Origin of the sequence: Pseudomonas sp. 50_B, assembly GCF_017491625.1 — a bacterium.
Lineage (GTDB): Bacteria > Pseudomonadota > Gammaproteobacteria > Pseudomonadales > Pseudomonadaceae > Aquipseudomonas > Aquipseudomonas danubii.
Genome location: NZ_JAFGYX010000026.1, coordinates 62,637 through 78,923, shown reverse-complemented (window position 1 = coordinate 78,923; position 16,287 = coordinate 62,637). Strand labels below are relative to the sequence as shown.

The 16,287-nt window shown below is 62.5% G+C and carries 14 protein-coding genes; 9 read left to right on the top strand and 5 right to left on the bottom strand.

Annotated elements, in window-relative coordinates:
• Positions 1-86: 86 nt before the first annotated feature.
• Positions 87-389 (bottom strand): cell division protein ZapA, encoded by a 303-nt coding sequence (locus tag J5M73_RS26930; RefSeq protein ID WP_102862843.1) that lies wholly within the window; start codon positions 387-389, stop codon positions 87-89.
• The gene (locus J5M73_RS26925; RefSeq protein WP_102862842.1) at positions 386-616 is read right to left on the bottom strand and encodes a hypothetical protein; all 231 of its coding nucleotides are present in this window, start codon (positions 614-616) and stop codon (positions 386-388) included. The genes J5M73_RS26930 and J5M73_RS26925 overlap by 4 nt, the downstream gene beginning before the upstream one ends.
• A gap of 311 nt (positions 617-927) precedes the next feature.
• On the opposite strand from J5M73_RS26925, the gene J5M73_RS26920 reads away from it, so the two are divergent.
• From J5M73_RS26920 to selO, 5 genes are all read left to right on the top strand, one after another.
• Positions 928-2,553 carry a methyl-accepting chemotaxis protein gene (locus J5M73_RS26920; protein ID WP_207816490.1) on the top strand — a complete coding sequence of 542 codons (1,626 nt, stop codon included), beginning with the start codon at positions 928-930 and terminating at the stop codon, positions 2,551-2,553.
• A gap of 192 nt (positions 2,554-2,745) precedes the next feature.
• Positions 2,746-4,371, top strand: coding sequence for a methyl-accepting chemotaxis protein (locus J5M73_RS26915; RefSeq protein WP_102862840.1), 1,626 nt, complete (start codon positions 2,746-2,748; stop codon positions 4,369-4,371).
• A gap of 176 nt (positions 4,372-4,547) precedes the next feature.
• Positions 4,548-6,290: a potassium/proton antiporter gene (locus J5M73_RS26910; protein WP_102862839.1), complete on the top strand. Its 1,743-nt coding sequence runs from the start codon at positions 4,548-4,550 to the stop codon at positions 6,288-6,290.
• A gap of 67 nt (positions 6,291-6,357) precedes the next feature.
• Positions 6,358-9,711, top strand: coding sequence for a mechanosensitive channel MscK (mscK, locus tag J5M73_RS26905; RefSeq protein WP_102862838.1), 3,354 nt, complete (start codon positions 6,358-6,360; stop codon positions 9,709-9,711).
• Between the two features lie 49 nt (positions 9,712-9,760).
• Entirely contained in the window at positions 9,761-11,224 is a 1,464-nt protein-coding gene (selO, locus tag J5M73_RS26900; RefSeq protein ID WP_102862837.1) for a protein adenylyltransferase SelO, read from the top strand.
• A gap of 1 nt (position 11,225) precedes the next feature.
• Here selO and J5M73_RS26895 read toward each other — a convergent pair whose 3' ends face one another.
• Both J5M73_RS26895 and J5M73_RS26890 read right to left on the bottom strand, forming a co-directional pair.
• Complete coding sequence (locus J5M73_RS26895; RefSeq protein ID WP_102862836.1) at positions 11,226-11,627, bottom strand: transcriptional regulator; 402 nt, start codon at positions 11,625-11,627, stop codon at positions 11,226-11,228.
• Positions 11,624-11,920, bottom strand: coding sequence for a type II toxin-antitoxin system HigB family toxin (locus J5M73_RS26890; protein ID WP_102862835.1), 297 nt, complete (start codon positions 11,918-11,920; stop codon positions 11,624-11,626). Before J5M73_RS26890 ends, J5M73_RS26895 begins: the two co-directional genes overlap by 4 nt.
• A gap of 284 nt (positions 11,921-12,204) precedes the next feature.
• Between J5M73_RS26890 and J5M73_RS26885 the strand changes: the two genes are divergently transcribed.
• From J5M73_RS26885 to trxC, 4 genes are all read left to right on the top strand, one after another.
• Positions 12,205-12,645: an IgaA/UmoB family intracellular growth attenuator gene (locus J5M73_RS26885; protein ID WP_102862834.1), complete on the top strand. Its 441-nt coding sequence runs from the start codon at positions 12,205-12,207 to the stop codon at positions 12,643-12,645.
• 76 nt (positions 12,646-12,721) lie between these two features.
• Positions 12,722-13,666 (top strand): hypothetical protein, encoded by a 945-nt coding sequence (locus tag J5M73_RS26880; protein ID WP_102862833.1) that lies wholly within the window; start codon positions 12,722-12,724, stop codon positions 13,664-13,666.
• Positions 13,667-13,692: 26 nt separating this feature from the next.
• Positions 13,693-14,643, top strand: coding sequence for a hypothetical protein (locus J5M73_RS26875; protein WP_102862832.1), 951 nt, complete (start codon positions 13,693-13,695; stop codon positions 14,641-14,643).
• 78 nt (positions 14,644-14,721) lie between these two features.
• Positions 14,722-15,156 carry a thioredoxin TrxC gene (gene trxC / locus J5M73_RS26870; RefSeq protein ID WP_102862831.1) on the top strand — a complete coding sequence of 145 codons (435 nt, stop codon included), beginning with the start codon at positions 14,722-14,724 and terminating at the stop codon, positions 15,154-15,156.
• 47 nt (positions 15,157-15,203) lie between these two features.
• Here trxC and J5M73_RS26865 read toward each other — a convergent pair whose 3' ends face one another.
• On the bottom strand, positions 15,204-15,974 hold the full coding sequence (locus J5M73_RS26865; protein WP_102862830.1) for a ParA family protein: 771 nt from the start codon (positions 15,972-15,974) through the stop codon (positions 15,204-15,206).
• Between the last annotated feature and the right edge of the window lie 313 nt (positions 15,975-16,287).

Sequence of the window (16,287 nt, the reverse complement as noted above, 5' to 3'; positions counted from 1 at the left end):
GAGATACCGCGCCAGCCGCGGGAAGTTGTATACAAACAATGCTTCTGCTTGTCCAACCCATTACCCGTCAGCTGTGTGCACTTCCATCAATTCTGTTGAATGGTCTTGGCGATCACCTCGACGGTGGCGCTCACCTGCTCCTGATAACGCTCAAGCGCCTGGGCGTGCTGCTTTTTCATTTCGATCTGCTGCGAACACAGGTTCATCGCTGCCAGCACCAGCAGGCGCTCGCCAATCAGCGTCGGGTATTTTTTCTTGGTGTCGGCCAGGGCCGCCTTGAGCATCAGCGCGGCGTCCATGAGGGTCTGTTCCTCACCGGCCGGCGCCTTGATCGAGTAATCCTCGCCCAGGATCGAGACCACCTTCACCCCATCGATGTGATGTCTCATGGGTTGGCCGGGCTCGCACTGACGCGCTCAACCAGAGCCTGGATGCGGGCGGCGGTAGCGCCCTGTTTTTCTTCCTGTTCCATGAGGCTCAACTGCAGGCTTTCGTTTTCATCCTTGGCCTGGGCCAGTTGCTCCTTGAGGGTTTCGTTCGTGCCGAGCAGCTCCTGGTTCTGTACCACCAGGTCACTGACCAACTGTTCCAATTGGCTGAGGGATGCTTCCAACATTTTGATCTTCCGGGCTGTTTGCAAAGGGCGCGTACGATAAAGAAAAGTCACCTTGGATACCAGGGATATCCAGGCGCAAGGCCTTGATTTTACTGGCGATGACCCTCACGCGAGAGCTGTTAGAGACTGTCATTCGCGCCTCGGGTTCCTGACGTTCGGTCGGATGCTTCGGACTTTTACGAATTATCCCAACATGTGATCAGACTTTTCTGAAATCACTCCCGGCGATTCAAGAAGCGTTTTTTCAACGCGATAGCACAGGTACTTCCCAGACCCAATCGCGCAAGCCGCGCACATCCGAGGTAGATTCAATGTCCCTGCGCACCCTGAATATCGCTCCGAGAGCATTCCTCGGCTTTGCCGTGATCGGTTGCTTGATGCTGTTTCTCGGGATCTTCGCTCTGAGTCAAATGAGCAAGATCCGCGCAGCCACCGAACGCATCACCCAGGACACCATTCCCAGCATCAAGAGCGTCGACGATTTCACCCAACTGAGCCTGCGCCTGCGGGTCCAGGCCTACCGGCTGCTGCTCAACCGCGACCCTGAGGAACAGCAAAAGACCCTGGACTCCATCAGCCAGCGCAACCAGAAAATCGATGAAACCCGGGCCCGCTACCAGAAGCTCATCAGCAGCCCGGAGGAGCAGGCCGCTTACGATCAGTACATGGAACTGCTGACCCACCACCGCCAACTGGAAGGCCAGTTGATCGAGCTGTCGCACAACAACCAGCTCGAAAGCATGCAGCAGCTGCTGAACACCGAGCTGATGGCCAGCGCCGAAAAGATCAACGCCCTTCTCAATCAACTGGTGGACATCAACACCCACTACTCCAGCGCCGCCGATCAAGAGGCGGCCGAGCAATACGCCACCGCCTTCAATCTGGTGGTGACACTGCTGGTAATGGCCACCGCCCTGACCCTGGTGTTTGCCTGGCGGCTGATTCGCAGCATTACCCTGCCGATCGACAACGCCCTGCATGCGGCCGAAGCGATCGCCGAAGGCAACCTGACCCAGCCGATCACCGTGGATGGCCGCGACGAAGCCGGCCGCCTGCTGCAGGCCATGTTGACCATGCAGGAAAAACTGCGGGACACCCTGCAGCGCATTTCCGGTTCCGCCGGCCAACTGGCCTCGGCCGCCGAGGAGCTCAACAGCGTCACCGACGAAAGTGCTCGTGGCCTGACTCGACAGGACAATGAAATCGAGCAGGCGGCTACCGCGGTCAATGAAATGACCAGCGCCGTGGAAGAAGTCGCGCGCAATGCTGTGAGCACTTCCGAAGCTTCGCAAAACGCCACCCAATCCGCCGGGGACGGACGGGACAAGGTGCAAGAAACCGTCTCGGCCATCGAACGCATGACCGGTGACGTGCAAGACACTGCCAGCCTGATCGGCGAGCTGGCCAACGAGTCGCGGGACATCGGCAAGGTACTGGACGTGATTCGCGGCCTGGCCGACCAGACCAACCTGCTGGCCCTCAACGCCGCCATCGAAGCCGCCCGTGCCGGCGAGGCCGGCCGCGGCTTTGCCGTGGTCGCCGACGAAGTCCGTGCCCTGGCGCACCGCACCCAACAGTCCACCAGTGAAATCGAACGCATGATCGGCAGCATCCAGAGCGGCACCGAGCAGGCGGTGGAGTCGATGCGCAACAGCACCGAACGTGCCGATTCGACCCTGAACATCGCCCGCAGCGCCGGCCAGTCCCTGGACACCATCAACAGCGCCATCAACGAAATCAACCAGCGCAACCTGGTCATTGCCAGCGCCGCCGAAGAACAGGCCCAGGTGGCTCGGGAAGTGGATCGCAATCTGGTGAACATCCGCGACCTGTCGGTGCAGTCCACCACGGGTGCCAACCAGACCCGCTCCGCCAGCAGTGAACTGTCGATCCTGGCCGCTGACCTGAACAATCTGGTGACCCGCTTCCAGCTGTAAACGCCCTTCTCCCGGCTCCAGGGCTCTATTACGGGCCTGGGGCCGATGCAGTCAGCCATTGACACTCCCGGCCCGGTGCGTAGCCAAAAGGCTAAATCCACGGCGCGACTCAAGACTTTAGTCGTACGACCGATAAGTCACGGTAGATCAGTCTCAAGCCCCCGCACGGATGCGCCCTTTTTGGTACTCACCATGTCCCTACGCAATATGAATATCGCTCCGCGGGCCTTCCTCGGCTTTGCCATGATCGGCGGCTTGATGCTGATCCTGGGGGTGTTCGCCCTGAACCAGATGAGCAAGATCCGCGGCGCCGCCGAGGACATCACCCAGAACAGCGTGCCGAGCATCAAGAGCCTCGACGAGTTCACCCAGCTGACCCTGCGTCTGCGGGTGCTGTCCTATCGTTTGCTGGTCAACCGTGAACCCGATGTCCAGCAAAAGACCATCGAACTGCTGGACATGCGCAACCAGCAGATCCGCGCCGCCCAGGTCACCTACGAGAAGTTCATCACGAGCCCCGAGGAAAAGACCGCCTACGAGCAGTACGTCCAGTTGCTGACACAGTACCGGCAGATCGAAGAGCGGATGAGGTCCCTGTCCCGCGGCAATCAGGTGGAAGAGCTGCGCAACCTGCTCAACACCGACCTGCTGAACAACTCGGAAGCCATGAACACCGTGCTCAACCGCCTGATGGAGATCAACACCCAGCAGACCGTCGACACCAACCAGCAGGCCGCCGAACAGTACTCCTCGGCCTTCAACCTGGTGGTGGCCCTGCTGGTGCTGGCCACCGGCCTGACCCTGCTGTTCGCCTGGTTGCTGACCCGCAGCATCACCGTACCGATCGCCAACGCCTTGAGCGCCGCCGAAGAAATCGCCGAAGGCAACCTGACCCGGCCGATCAAGGTCGACGGCAATGACGAAGCCGGACGCCTGCTGCGCGCCATGGCCAAGATGCAGGAAAAACTGCGGGACACCCTGCAGCGCATTTCCGGTTCCGCCACCCAACTGGCATCGGCAGCCGAAGAGCTCAATTGCGTCACCGAGGAAAGTGCCCGTGGCCTGACCCAGCAGAACAACGAAATCGAGCAAGCCGCCACCGCAGTCAATGAAATGACCAGCGCCGTGGAAGAAGTGGCACGCAACGCCGTGAGCACCTCGGAAGCCTCGAAGAACGCCACCTCCTCCGCCGGCGACGGTCGCGATCTGGTGCAGGAAACCGTGTCCGCCATCGAGCGCATGAGTTCCGACGTGCAAGGCACCGCCAGCCTGATCGGCGACCTGGCCAACGAGTCGCGGGACATCGGCAAGGTACTGGACGTGATTCGCGGCCTGGCCGACCAGACCAACCTGCTGGCCCTCAACGCCGCCATCGAAGCCGCCCGTGCTGGTGAGGCCGGTCGTGGCTTTGCCGTGGTCGCCGACGAAGTGCGTGCCCTGGCGCACCGCACCCAGCAGTCCACCAGCGAAATCGAACGCATGATCGGCAGCATCCAGAGCGGCACCGAGCACGCCGTGGACTCCATGCGCAACAGCACCGAGCGCGCCGAGTCGACCCTGAACATCGCCCGTGGCGCCGGCCTGTCGCTGGACACCATCAACAGCGCCATCATCGAGATCAACGAACGCAACCTGGTGATCGCCAGCGCCGCCGAAGAACAGGCCCAGGTGGCCCGGGAAGTGGACCGCAACCTGGTGAACATCCGCGACTTGTCGGTGCAGTCGGCCACCGGCGCCAACCAGACCAGTGCAGCCAGCAACGAGCTGTCGCGACTGGCCGTGGACCTCAACAGCATGGTCGCGCGCTTCAGCCTCTGAAGCCGCTCGCCAGCCCCGCAACACGCCGGTAAATCGGCGCCGGAATTCACACCAGAAAAATCCGCCACTGTCATCAAAAGCTTTTTGACAGTGGCGCATTTCAACAGGTTAGAATCGCTGGCACGCAGACTGCATGGTCAGTTTGCGCCCGCCTTTTTCGCTCTGGAGTACTGCCTTTGAATGCGACGACCATCAACAGCCTGTTCTTGATCGGCGCGTTGCTGGTAGGTGCGAGCATTCTGGTGAGCTCACTTTCATCCCGTCTCGGCATCCCGATCCTGGTGATCATCCTCGCCGTGGGCATGAGCGCCGGAGTCGACGGCGGCGGCATCATCTTCAACAACTACCCGACCGCCTACCTGGTGGGCAACCTGGCCCTGGCCGTGATCCTGCTGGACGGCGGCCTGCGCACCCGGGTCGCGAGTTTCCGCGTGGCCCTGTGGCCGGCGCTGTCCCTGGCCACGGTGGGGGTGTTGATCACCACTGGGCTGACCGGCATGGCTGCCGCCTGGCTGTTCGACCTGAACCTGATCCAGGGGCTGCTGATCGGTGCCATCGTCGGCTCCACCGACGCCGCGGCGGTGTTCTCCCTGCTGGGGGGCAAGGGCCTCAACGAGCGGGTCACCGCCACCCTGGAGATTGAGTCCGGCAGTAACGACCCGATGGCGGTGTTTCTCACCGTGACCCTGATCGACATGCTCGCCAAGGGCCACACCGGCTTGCACTGGAGCCTGCTGGGGGACCTGATCCGCGAATTCGGTATCGGCGCGTTAATCGGCCTGGGGGGCGGCTGGCTGATGCTGCAACTGGTCAATCGCATTCATCTGGCCAACGGCCTGTACCCGATCCTGGTGGTGGCCGGCGGTCTGGTGGTGTTCGCCCTGACCAACGCCCTGCACGGTAGCGGTTTCCTCGCCGTGTACCTGTGCGGCCTGGTGATCGGCAACCGCCCGGTGCGCAGCCGCCACGGCATCCTGCACATGCTCGACGGCATGGCCTGGCTGGCACAGATCGGCATGTTCCTGGTGCTGGGGCTGCTGGTCACCCCACACGATCTGCTGCCCATCGCCCTGCCGGCCCTGGGCCTGGCGCTGTGGATGATCCTGTTCGCCCGGCCGCTGTCGGTGCTGGTGGGCCTGGCGCCGTTCAAGGCCTTCCACGGCCGGGAAAAGGCCTTTATCTCCTGGGTCGGCCTGCGTGGCGCGGTGCCGATCATTCTCGCGGTGTTCCCGTTGATGGCCGGGCTGCCCAACGCCCAGCTGTACTTCAACCTGGCGTTCTTTATCGTGCTGATCTCGCTGCTGGTCCAGGGCACCAGCCTGCCGTGGGTGGCCAAGTGGCTCAAGGTCACGGTGCCGCCGGAGCCAGCACCGATTTCCCGGGCGGCCCTGGAGGTTCACGTCACCAGCGAGTGGGAACTGTTCGTCTACCGCCTGGGGGCGGAAAAATGGTGCATCGGCGCCGCCCTGCGGGAGCTGAAAATGCCCGAAGGCACACGGATCGCGGCCCTGTTTCGCGGCCAGCAACTGCTCCATCCGTCGGGTAGTACCGTGCTTGAGGCCGATGACCTGCTGTGCGTGATCGGCCATGAACACAACCTTCCAGCCCTGGGCAAACTCTTCAGCCAGGCGCCGGAGCGCGGGCTGGACCTGCGCTTCTTCGGCGACTTCGTTCTTGAAGGCGACGCCCAGCTGGGCGCGGTGTCGGCGCTCTACGGGCTCAAGCTCGACGGCCAGGACGCGGACATGCCCCTGGGCGCGTTCATCGCCCAGAAGGTCGGCGGTGCACCGGTGGTCGGCGACCAGGTGGAGTGGAACAACACCATCTGGACCGTGGCGGTGATGGACGGGAACAAGATCGGCAAAGTGGGCGTCAGATTCCCCGAAGGAAGTCGCCCCGGCCCCGGCCTCTTCCTCTAAACTGCGGAGCGCGTCAGACCTGGTCGCGACGCGTCCCCCCCCATTTCTAGTTGCTTGACCGACTTCTATGCCTAACTTGCGTAAATTTTTCGCTGTTGCCCTGCTGGGCCTGAGTCTCTCTGTCGGCGCCGCACAGGGCGGCGATCCGCCCAGTGCCGAGTCGGTCCAGCAAAGCCTGGACAAGATCGCCGAACGCAAATTGCCGGAAGCCGATCAGAAGGCCCTGCAGACCCTGCTGCAAAACACCCTGAATCACCTGAACAACAAGCAGGACTACGAGCGGCGCCTCAACGACCTGCGCCAGCAATTGAGCAACGCGCCGCGCCAGACCACGGAAAACCAGCGCGAGCTGGCACGCCTGAAGGCCAGTAAAGTCGTACCGGTGGCCCAGCGCTATGGCTCGCTGGCGGTGTCGCAACTGGAGCAACTGCTGAGCGAACGCACCACCTTGCAAGGCGAGCTGCAAAAGGCCCTGGCCGACGCCAACACCCTGACCATCACCGCCCAGACCCGTCCCGAACGGGCCCAGGCGGAAATCAGCAGCAGCCAGACCCGCATCCTGCAGATCAACGCCGCACTCAAGTCCGGCAAGGACGGCGGCAAGCTGCTCGGCGCCGATCAACGCAATCTGCTGAATGCCGAACTGGCGGCGATCAACGCCCTGATTCCCCTGCGCCGCCAGGAACTGGCGGGCAACAGCCAGTTGCAGGACCTGGGCAGCAGCCAGCATGACCTGCTGATGGAAAAGACCGCGCGCCTGGAGCAGGAAATCCAGGACCTGCAAACCCTGATCAACCAGAAGCGCCTGGCCCAGTCCCAGGAAACCGTGACCCAGCAGTCCATCGAGGCGCAGAAGGCCGGCAGCAGCAGCCTGCTGACCACCGAAAGCGCCACCAACCTCAAGCTCTCCGACTACCTGCTCAAGAGCACCGACCGCCTCAACGAACTGACCCAGCAGAACCTGCAGACCCGACAGCAACTGGACAGCGTGACCCAAAGCGACGCGGCCCTGGACGAGCAGATCAACGTGCTCAAGGGCAGCCTGCTGCTGTCGAAGATTCTCTACAAGCAGAAACAGGCCTTGCCACGCCTGAAGCTGGATCGCGACCTGGCGGACGAAATCGCCGATATCCGCCTTTATCAATTCGAGGTCAACCAGCAGCGCGAATTGCTGGGCAGCCCCAGCACCTACGTCGACAACCTGCTCAAGAGCCAGCCGCCGGAGCAGGTCACGCCGCAACTGCGCCGGACCCTGATCGAGCTGGCCATGACCCGCGTCGATCTGCTGGAGCGCCTGAACCGCGAGCTCAGCGCCCTGCTCAATGAATCCATCACCCTGCAACTGAACCAGAAACAACTGTTGAGCACGTCCCAGAGCCTGCGGGCGACCCTCGACGAGCAGATGTTCTGGATTCCCAGCAACAAGCCTCTGGACGCCGAGTGGCTGCAGGACGTCCCTCAGCGCCTGGAGAAACAGGTCACCACCCTGCCCTGGGCCTCCAGCCTCAGTGAGCTGACCGACGGTCTGGCGCAGCGGCCGCTGCTGTTCCTGCCCCTGGCGCTGCTGATTGGCGCCCTGCTGTGGCGGCGCAAGAACCTCTATGCGCGCCTGAACAAGGTGCACAAGGACATCGGCCACTTCAAACGCGACAGCCAGTGGCACACGCCCCTGGCGATCCTGGTGAACATTCTTCTGGCGATGCCGGTCACCCTGGCCCTGGCGCTGTGCGGCTATGCCCTGCAGATCGATGCCCGGGGGCAGAACGCCAACCTCGGTGCGGCGCTGCTGCAGATCGCCCAGGCCTGGCTGGTGTTCTACACCGCCTATCGGATACTCGCCCCCGGCGGCGTGGCCGAACTGCATTTCCGCTGGGAAAAACCCCAGGTGGAATTCCTCCAGGGCTGGGTCCGGCGCCTGGGGCTGGTGGTCCTGGCGCTGGTGGCCGTGGTGGCGGTGGCCGAGCACCAGCCCGCAGCCCTGGCCGATGACGTGCTCGGCATCGCCGTGGTGCTGACCTGCTACGGGCTGATGGCCTGGCTGCTGAGCCGCCTGTTGCTGAGCAGCCCGGCCCACGAGAATGCCTCGCTGTTCCGCAAGGCGTTGGGCCTGCTATTCACCCTGCTGCCAATCGCCTTGTTCATCGCCGTGTGCTTCGGCTACTACTACACCGCGCTGAAGCTCAGCGACCGCCTGATCAACACCCTGTACCTGCTGATGTTCTGGCTGGTGATCGAGGCTACCTTCGTCCGCGGACTCGGCGTTGCAGCACGGCGCCTGGCCTACCAGCGGGCCCTGAGCAAACGCCAGGCGGCCAAGGAAGCCGGGGAAAGCGGCGACGCAGTGGTCGAAGAGCCGACCATGGACATCGAGAAGGTCAACGAACAATCCCTGCGCCTGATCCGCCTGGCCCTGCTGGGCGGCTTCATCGCCGCGCTGTACTGGGTCTGGTCGGACCTGATCACGGTGTTCTCCTACCTGGACAACATCACCCTCTACGAATACACCAGCGGCACCGGCGCCAACATGAGCATGGTGCCCATCAGCATCGGCGACGTGATCGGTGCGCTGATCATTGTCGGCATCACCCTAGCCCTGGCGCGCAACCTGCCAGGCCTCTTGGAAGTGCTGGTGCTGTCCAAGCTGAATCTGGCCCAGGGCAGCGCCTACGCCACCACCACCCTGCTGTCCTACGCCATTGCCGGAATAGGTTTCGTCTCGACCCTGGCCACCCTCGGCGTCAGTTGGGACAAGCTGCAGTGGCTGGTGGCGGCCTTGTCGGTGGGTTTGGGTTTCGGCATGCAGGCGATCTTCGCCAACTTCATCTCCGGCATCATCATCCTGTTCGAGCGGCCGGTGCGCATCGGCGACACCATCACCATCGGCAACCTGTCGGGCACGGTGAGCAAGATCCGCATCCGCGCCACCACCATCACCGACTTCGACCGCAAGGACATCATCGTCCCCAACCAGACCTTCATCACCGGGCAACTGATCAACTGGTCGCTGACCGACACCGTGACCCGGGTGACCCTCAAGCTCGGCGTCGACTACGGCTCGGACCTGGACCTGGTCAAGGAGCTGCTGCTCAAGGCCGCCCGGGACAACCCGCGGGTGCTCAAGGAACCGGAGCCTCAGGTGTACTTCCTCAACTTCGGTGAAAGCACCCTGGACCACGAACTGCGCATGCACGTGCGCGAGCTGGGGGACCGCAACCCGGTGGTGGACGAGGTCAACCGCTTCATCAACCGCGAGTTCAAGAAGCAGCACATCAACATCTCGTTCCGGCAGATGGAGGTCTACCTGAAAAACCTCCACGGCCAGGAATACAAGATGGTGCCCATCGAGCCGGAGGCCAAGACCATCGTCCCGGTGCCCGGGGGCAAGCCGCTGCAGGAACCGCCGCCCGGCAAACTCGACTAAGGCCCCTATCCCTAGCAGAATGCTCGGACATTCTGCTGGGAGATGGCCGTTGAAAGCCCTCGACGAACTGACCTTCGACAACCGCTTCGCCCGCCTGGGCGACGCCTTCTCGACCCACGTACTGCCCGAACCCCTCGACAACCCCAGGCTGGTGGCCGCCAGCCCGGCGGCCATGGCGCTGCTGGACCTGGACCCGGCCGTGGCCGAAAGCCCGGTGTTCGCCGAACTGTTCGGCGGGCACAAGCTGTGGGCCGAGGCCGAGCCCCGGGCCATGGTCTATTCCGGGCATCAGTTCGGTTCCTACAACCCGCAACTGGGGGACGGTCGCGGACTGCTACTGGGCGAGGTCTACAACCAGGCGGGAGAACACTGGGACCTGCACCTGAAGGGCGCCGGGCAGACGCCGTATTCCCGCATGGGCGATGGACGTGCCGTATTGCGCTCGTCGATCCGTGAATTCCTCGCCTCCGAGGCCCTGCATGCCCTGGGCATCCCCAGCAGCCGCGCCCTGTGCGTGATCGGCTCGGACACCCCGGTATGGCGCGAGAAACAGGAGCGCGGGGCGATGGTCCTGCGCCTGGCGCCGAGCCATGTCCGCTTCGGGCATTTCGAGTACTTCTACTACACCAAGAAACCCGAACAGCAGAAGCAGTTGGGAGAGCATGTGCTGGCCCTGCATTTCCCCGAGTGCCTGGAGCAGCCTGAACCCTATCTGGCGATGTTCCGCGAGATCGTCGAACGCAACGCCGAACTGATCGCCAAATGGCAGGCCTACGGTTTCTGCCACGGGGTGATGAACACCGACAACATGTCGATCCTGGGCATCACCTTTGACTTCGGCCCGTTCGCCTTTCTCGATGATTTCGACGCCCACTTCATCTGCAACCACTCCGATGACCAGGGCCGCTACTCCTTCAGCAACCAAGTGCCCGTCGGCCAGTGGAACCTCAGCGCCCTGGCCCAGGCCCTGACGCCATTCATCAGCGTCGAGGCGCTGCGTGAGGCCCTGGGCCTGTTCCTGCCGCTGTACCAGGCCCATTACCTGGACCTGATGCGTCGGCGCCTGGGCTTCACTCAGGCCGAGGACGACGACCAGAAGCTGGTGGAACGCCTGCTGCAACTGATGCAGAACAGCGGCGTCGACTACAGCCTGTTCTTCCGCCGCCTGGGGGAGCAAGCGCCGGACCAGGCGCTGGCCCGGCTGCGGGACGACTTCGTCGACCGCGACGGCTTCGATGCCTGGGCCGAGCAATATCGGCAACGGGTCGCCCGCGATCCGATCCAGGGCCAGGACCTGCGCCGGGAGCGCATGCACGCGGTCAACCCGCTGTACATCCTGCGCAACTATCTGGCGCAGAAGGCCATCGACGCCGCCGAGTCAGGCGATTACTCGGAGGTGCGTCGCCTGCATCAGGTGCTGAGCCGGCCTTTTGAGGAGCAAGAGGGCATGCAAGGGTATGCCGAACGTCCGCCAGAGTGGGGCAAGCACCTGGAAATCAGCTGCTCGTCCTGACTCAGGCGAAGGTCTCCATCGACAGCTTGAAGCGCTCGGCCAGCCAGCGGATCTGCCGCAGGTTGAGCTGGCGCTTGCCGCTGAGTACTTCCGAGACCACCGACTGCGCGCCCACACCGGGCAGGTCGCTTTGAGTCAGGCCATGTTCACGCATCAACGAACGTAGAACCTCCACTGCGCTGACCGCCGGCATCGGATGGTGCTCTTCGTCGTAGGCCTCGATCCAGTCACCCATGATGTCCACCAGCGAAGCCAGTGGGTGCGATTCGTCTTCGCCCATGATGTCCAACAGCTCATCGAGTGCCAGGGCCAGCGCGTCGTAATCGGCCTCGCTCTTGGGTTTGCGCAATATGGGCGCAACGAACGGCCAGTGCTCCGCCGCTTGCTTAACCTGAAGACTCATTGTGATTCCTCCTTCCACAGCCCCTTGTCGTATTCGCCGTGATCCAGCACATGCCTGATACAGAGGCGCTGCCCCCCATAGCGCACGATTGCGATCAGCCTCAGTTTGTTGCCGCCAAGGTCGAAAACATGAAAGCCCCCGACCTTGTCTAGCGCCGGGAACAAGGCCTTCATGTCGGCGAAATCAGCCGGCCTGGCGCCTTTGGCCTTGCGATACCAGGTATCCAGCGCCCGCGCGACTTGCGGCCATTGCTCCTTGGCCTGCCGGATACGTTTTGCGGTGACGATGTGCATGCAATGTCCCTATCGCATAGTGCTATTAACGTTAGATGCGAGCATTAGATATCTCAAGATGCTATATCCGCGGTCAGTCCAGCGGTGCTCACGTGCTTCAAGCCTAGACAGCCAACGAACGGGCTTGCCGAGCAGTGTGTGAGCGATTGCGACGGACTCATGAGCTTCGACCAACGCCTCAGCCGTCGTGCACAAAAACGCCAAACACAAGATTGCGCATGGACCCGTCGACAGCGGATACGGATAATGCGCAACCCTGACTTCCAGTACCTGCAAGGATGCGCATGAACCTGTTCCTGACCCTGGTCGCCGGAGTCTTCACCGCCATTGGCCTGGTGTCGGCGATCATCTACCTGAGCCGCCGCGCCAAGTACCGCATGAACCTGCAGGACCTGCGCCTGCACGGCAAACCGCACCGCACCATCACCCAGGTCGAACTGGACGAACTGGCCAAACAGACCGCCAGCCTGCAGCGAATCCAGGGCCGCGGCGGCATGTCTTACCAGCCGGTCAGCGACCACGTCTACCTGATTGGCGGCGGCGCCGGGAGCGACAGCATCGAGCTGCAGTCCCAGACGCTGAAGCACATGTCGATCGGCGGCATCCCCGTGGAATTCCCCTACCCGATGGAAAATTTCCTGGCCACCAAGAACCAGGCCGAAGTGGTGATCGCCAAGAAGTTCGCCGTGGTCATCGCCCTCAACGGGCATCGCCTGGCCCAATGACACACAGAAGGCCTGGCTGCCACTTTCACCGCTCGCCCCTGCCACTAACCCCGTCGATGCCCTGCAAGAGTCCACCATGAAAACTCGCTACCTGCTGCTGTTACCCCTGCTGCTCTGGCTGACCGGGTGCAAGGAAGACTTCGCCACCCTGCACTTCCAGGACTCGGTGCGCTCCGATCCCAAGGCCGGCCCGCAATTCTCCGACCAGTTGGTGCACGAGGCGTACAAGCAGAGTATTTACACGGCGCTCAGCGCCCAGGGCCTGGACCCGGATGCCATCGCCCTGGAGCGCGACAAGGAGGATGACAAAGTGATCCACCTGCGCCTGCTGGACTACTCCCTGAGCCCGGAACAACGGGGCCGCCTCAAGGCCGTCTTCGAGCAGGTCACCCGCGCGCGCAATGCCAGTTCCATGAACCTGCACCTGGAGTTGGACAACGCCCAGGCCAGCGTTACCCCATCCGGCCCCAGCGGACTGCCGGACAGCATCGATGCCACCCTCAAGTTCGACCCGACGTTCGAGATGCTGCTGGACCGCAGCTACGACGACAGCCTGCGTGCCATCGTCAACCGCAGCGAAATCGAAGGCCCGGTCAGTTGCAAGATCACCGCACACCTGACAATGCCCACGCGCTTGAAATTGATCGGCTACGAAGCCCTTGAACAGGACAACAGCGAGCGTGGCCTGATCTCCTTGCTGACCCGCAGCGGCAGCATCGCCAAGGTACCGCTCAAGGTGCATTTCGATGACCCGGACCTGAACCGGCACATGCAGCAAAAAACCATCCAGGCCTGGCCTTCCAGCTCGAAAAGCACCCAGCCCGCGCCGGTGCCCCTTGACGAATTCGCCATCGTCATCGGTTCCATCGGTGTCCAGACCCTGACCTCAGCCCTGCCCTTCGACACCCGCAAGGACGAGCTGCAAGCGCTGTGCGATCAAAAGATGCAGGCCCTGGGTCGGCCATTCACCTTTCAAATAGGCCGGACCCTGGATCGCTTGACCCGCGTCGACTACCGCTAAGCGCCATTGCGTAACAAGGACCTCCATTGAACCGACGCCTCTACACCGCAGCCCTGCTGCTGATGCTGCTGACCGGCTGCAAGCAGACCTACCTCACCCTGCACTTCCAGGACACCGTGGGTAACCCCAAGCAGGCCCAGATCGTGCCGTACTTCGCCGAAACCATCACTCAGATGGCCGCCGGGATCGGCATCGAGCCTGACCAGATCGGCCTGGAGATGGACCGCAAGGACGACAAGACCTTGCATATCAGCCTGGACAGCGACGTGCCCGAAACCCAGCGCCAACGCCTGCAGGAGCTGTTCAGCGAGATTGTCGAGGCGCGCGCAGCCGGCACCTTCGAGGCCGTTCTGGAGATCGCCCCGGAAATCGGGAAATACACCAACCCCGAGTACCGCAAAAGAGCCATGGCCTTGCCGCGGCGCTTCTCGCTGGCGCTGGAGCCGGTGAAATACGCCGATGTGCTGTTTCATTACTCGATGGAGGAATTGATCAGCGGCAAGCTCTCGGCCACCGGCACGCCCAACGAGGCGTTTTGCCAATACCAGGCCACCCTCCAGGCACCGGGCATGCCGTTCAGCCAGATGGGCAGCAAGGCCGGGAGCGGACCAGGGGATTACAACGTGTATCTGGAGTGGAAAGACAACAAGCGCGAACCGGCGCAGTTCTTGTTCGGCAACATCAGGTTCGCCAACCCCACGCTCAACCAGATGCTGTTCGACAACCGCATCCAACTGTCCGCGATCAAGACCTCCTGGGGCACGCGAGTGGATCGCCGGGCCGACCGCGTCGGCTTCAGTGTCGGTTCCCTGGGCTTGCAGTACCACGAGGATGGAGAGATTTCTCCGTTGCAACACATAGGCTTCATGGGCAAGTGCGAGGGCATGGCCATGGACCTGGGCCGGCCCTTTACCTTTTACATCGGCCGCTCCATGGATCGTCTGGTCAGCGTCGAGCTGGCCCCGCCCAGCACGTGAAGCCATGGCGGCGCCGACTTGATATTCACCCTGGGCGCCGCCATTTAAGGCGCTCTACCCTGTTTGCGGAGCCCAACCATGTCCGAGCCACTGCTGATTCCCTGCCCGCACTGCAACGGTCTGAACCGTATCCCCGGCGAGCGCCTGGGCGATCAGCCCAAGTGCGGGCGCTGCAAGGGTGAGGTGTTGCTGAGCAAACCCTTTGACTTGCAACAGGGCGACTACGCCAGCCAGATCAAGGGCGACCTGCCGTTGCTGGTGGATGTGTGGGCTGACTGGTGCGGACCGTGCAAATCCTTTGCGCCGATCTTTGCGCAGGCCGCCGCGCAACTGAGTGGCAAGTGCCGGCTGGCCAAGCTGGACAGTGAAGCCAACCCTCAGCTCTCGGGGCAATTGGGCATTCGCTCGATTCCCAGCCTGATCCTGTTCAAGAACGGCCGGGAAGTGGCCCGCCAGAGCGGCGCCCTGCCCTTGCCGCAACTCTTGGGCTGGTTGCGCAGCCAGGGCATCTGAACACGCCCTGACAGGAGACTTGCACTCCTGCCACCGCGGCGCCGAGTTCAGGCGTTTTCCAGCAGGTTGTGCAGATCGACGAATTGCTGGGTCAGCTTGTGTCGCGAATCGAGATAGATCAGCGGCAGGCTGGCCTGGTGGGATTCACGCATGCGCACCGAGCTGGCCAGGTACACCGGCAGCACCGGCAACCCCTCGCTGATCAGTTCGTCGAGCATCTGTTGCGGCAGGCTGGCCCGCGCCTGGAACTGATTGACCACGATCCCCTCGACCTGCAGGTCCTCGTTGTGGTCTTCCTTCAACTCTTCGATCTCCGCCAGCAGGCCGTACAGCGCCTGACGGGAGAAGCTGTCGCAGTCGAAAGGAATCAATACCCGATCAGCAGCGATCAACGCCGAAACCGCATAGAAATTCAGGGCCGGCGGGGTGTCGAGATAGATCCGGTCATAGTCCTCGGCCAATTCGTCCAGCAACTTACGCAGCTTGTTGATCTTGTGCTTGGCCTCAAGCTTGGGCTGCAGATCCGCCAACTCGGCGGTGGCGGTCACCACATGCAGGTTGTCGAACGGCGTCTCGTAGATATCCACCTGGTTCTTTTTCGAGAAGGGCCCGGAAGACAAGGTCTGCTTGAAGAAATCGGCAATGCCCATGGGAATGTCATCGCCGGTCAGGCCGGTGAGGTACTGGGTCGAGTTGGCCTGGGCATCCAGATCCACCAGCAAGGTGCGATACCCCTCGCTGGCGCTGACCGCCGCCAGATTGCAGGCAATACTGGACTTGCCCACGCCACCTTTCTGATTGAACACCACTCGCCGCATGTCTAAACCTCCGTGTATCAAAGATCACCGAGTGTAGTAGTCCTGTGCGCCCGTTAGCTACCTCGGCAACACAAGAGTTTCCCAACCTCCGCCCCCCCTGGAACAGGCGACGCAAAGCCTCGGCGCCGGGGGATCGGGGCGCAAAGGAAACTCGATAGTGGCAAATAGACACCCATGATCGCGGCAGATTCGACGCTTTTGCGACCAACAGCCCAAGCAGCATTTGCTACAAGCCAGTCGCACCGGGATAATGCGCGCCACTGACGCCTTCGCGTCATCCAGGTCAATCGCCAATCGAAGCGATACACCGCGT

Bases quoted from the DNA above. Each gene is read 5' to 3' on its own strand.
- J5M73_RS26930 (WP_102862843.1), bottom strand. From the start codon at position 389: ATGAGACATCACATCGATGGGGTGAAGGTGGTCTCGATCCTGGGCGAG.
- J5M73_RS26915 (WP_102862840.1), top strand. From the start codon at position 2,746: ATGTCCCTACGCAATATGAATATCGCTCCGCGGGCCTTCCTCGGCTTT.
- J5M73_RS26885 (WP_102862834.1), top strand. From the start codon at position 12,205: ATGAACCTGTTCCTGACCCTGGTCGCCGGAGTCTTCACCGCCATTGGC.
- trxC (WP_102862831.1), top strand. From the start codon at position 14,722: ATGTCCGAGCCACTGCTGATTCCCTGCCCGCACTGCAACGGTCTGAAC.
- J5M73_RS26895 (WP_102862836.1), bottom strand. From the start codon at position 11,627: ATGAGTCTTCAGGTTAAGCAAGCGGCGGAGCACTGGCCGTTCGTTGCG.
- J5M73_RS26890 (WP_102862835.1), bottom strand. From the start codon at position 11,920: ATGCACATCGTCACCGCAAAACGTATCCGGCAGGCCAAGGAGCAATGG.
- J5M73_RS26920 (WP_207816490.1), top strand. From the start codon at position 928: ATGTCCCTGCGCACCCTGAATATCGCTCCGAGAGCATTCCTCGGCTTT.
- J5M73_RS26925 (WP_102862842.1), bottom strand. From the start codon at position 616: ATGTTGGAAGCATCCCTCAGCCAATTGGAACAGTTGGTCAGTGACCTG.
- mscK (WP_102862838.1), top strand. From the start codon at position 6,358: ATGCCTAACTTGCGTAAATTTTTCGCTGTTGCCCTGCTGGGCCTGAGT.
- J5M73_RS26865 (WP_102862830.1), bottom strand. From the start codon at position 15,974: ATGCGGCGAGTGGTGTTCAATCAGAAAGGTGGCGTGGGCAAGTCCAGT.
- J5M73_RS26880 (WP_102862833.1), top strand. From the start codon at position 12,722: ATGAAAACTCGCTACCTGCTGCTGTTACCCCTGCTGCTCTGGCTGACC.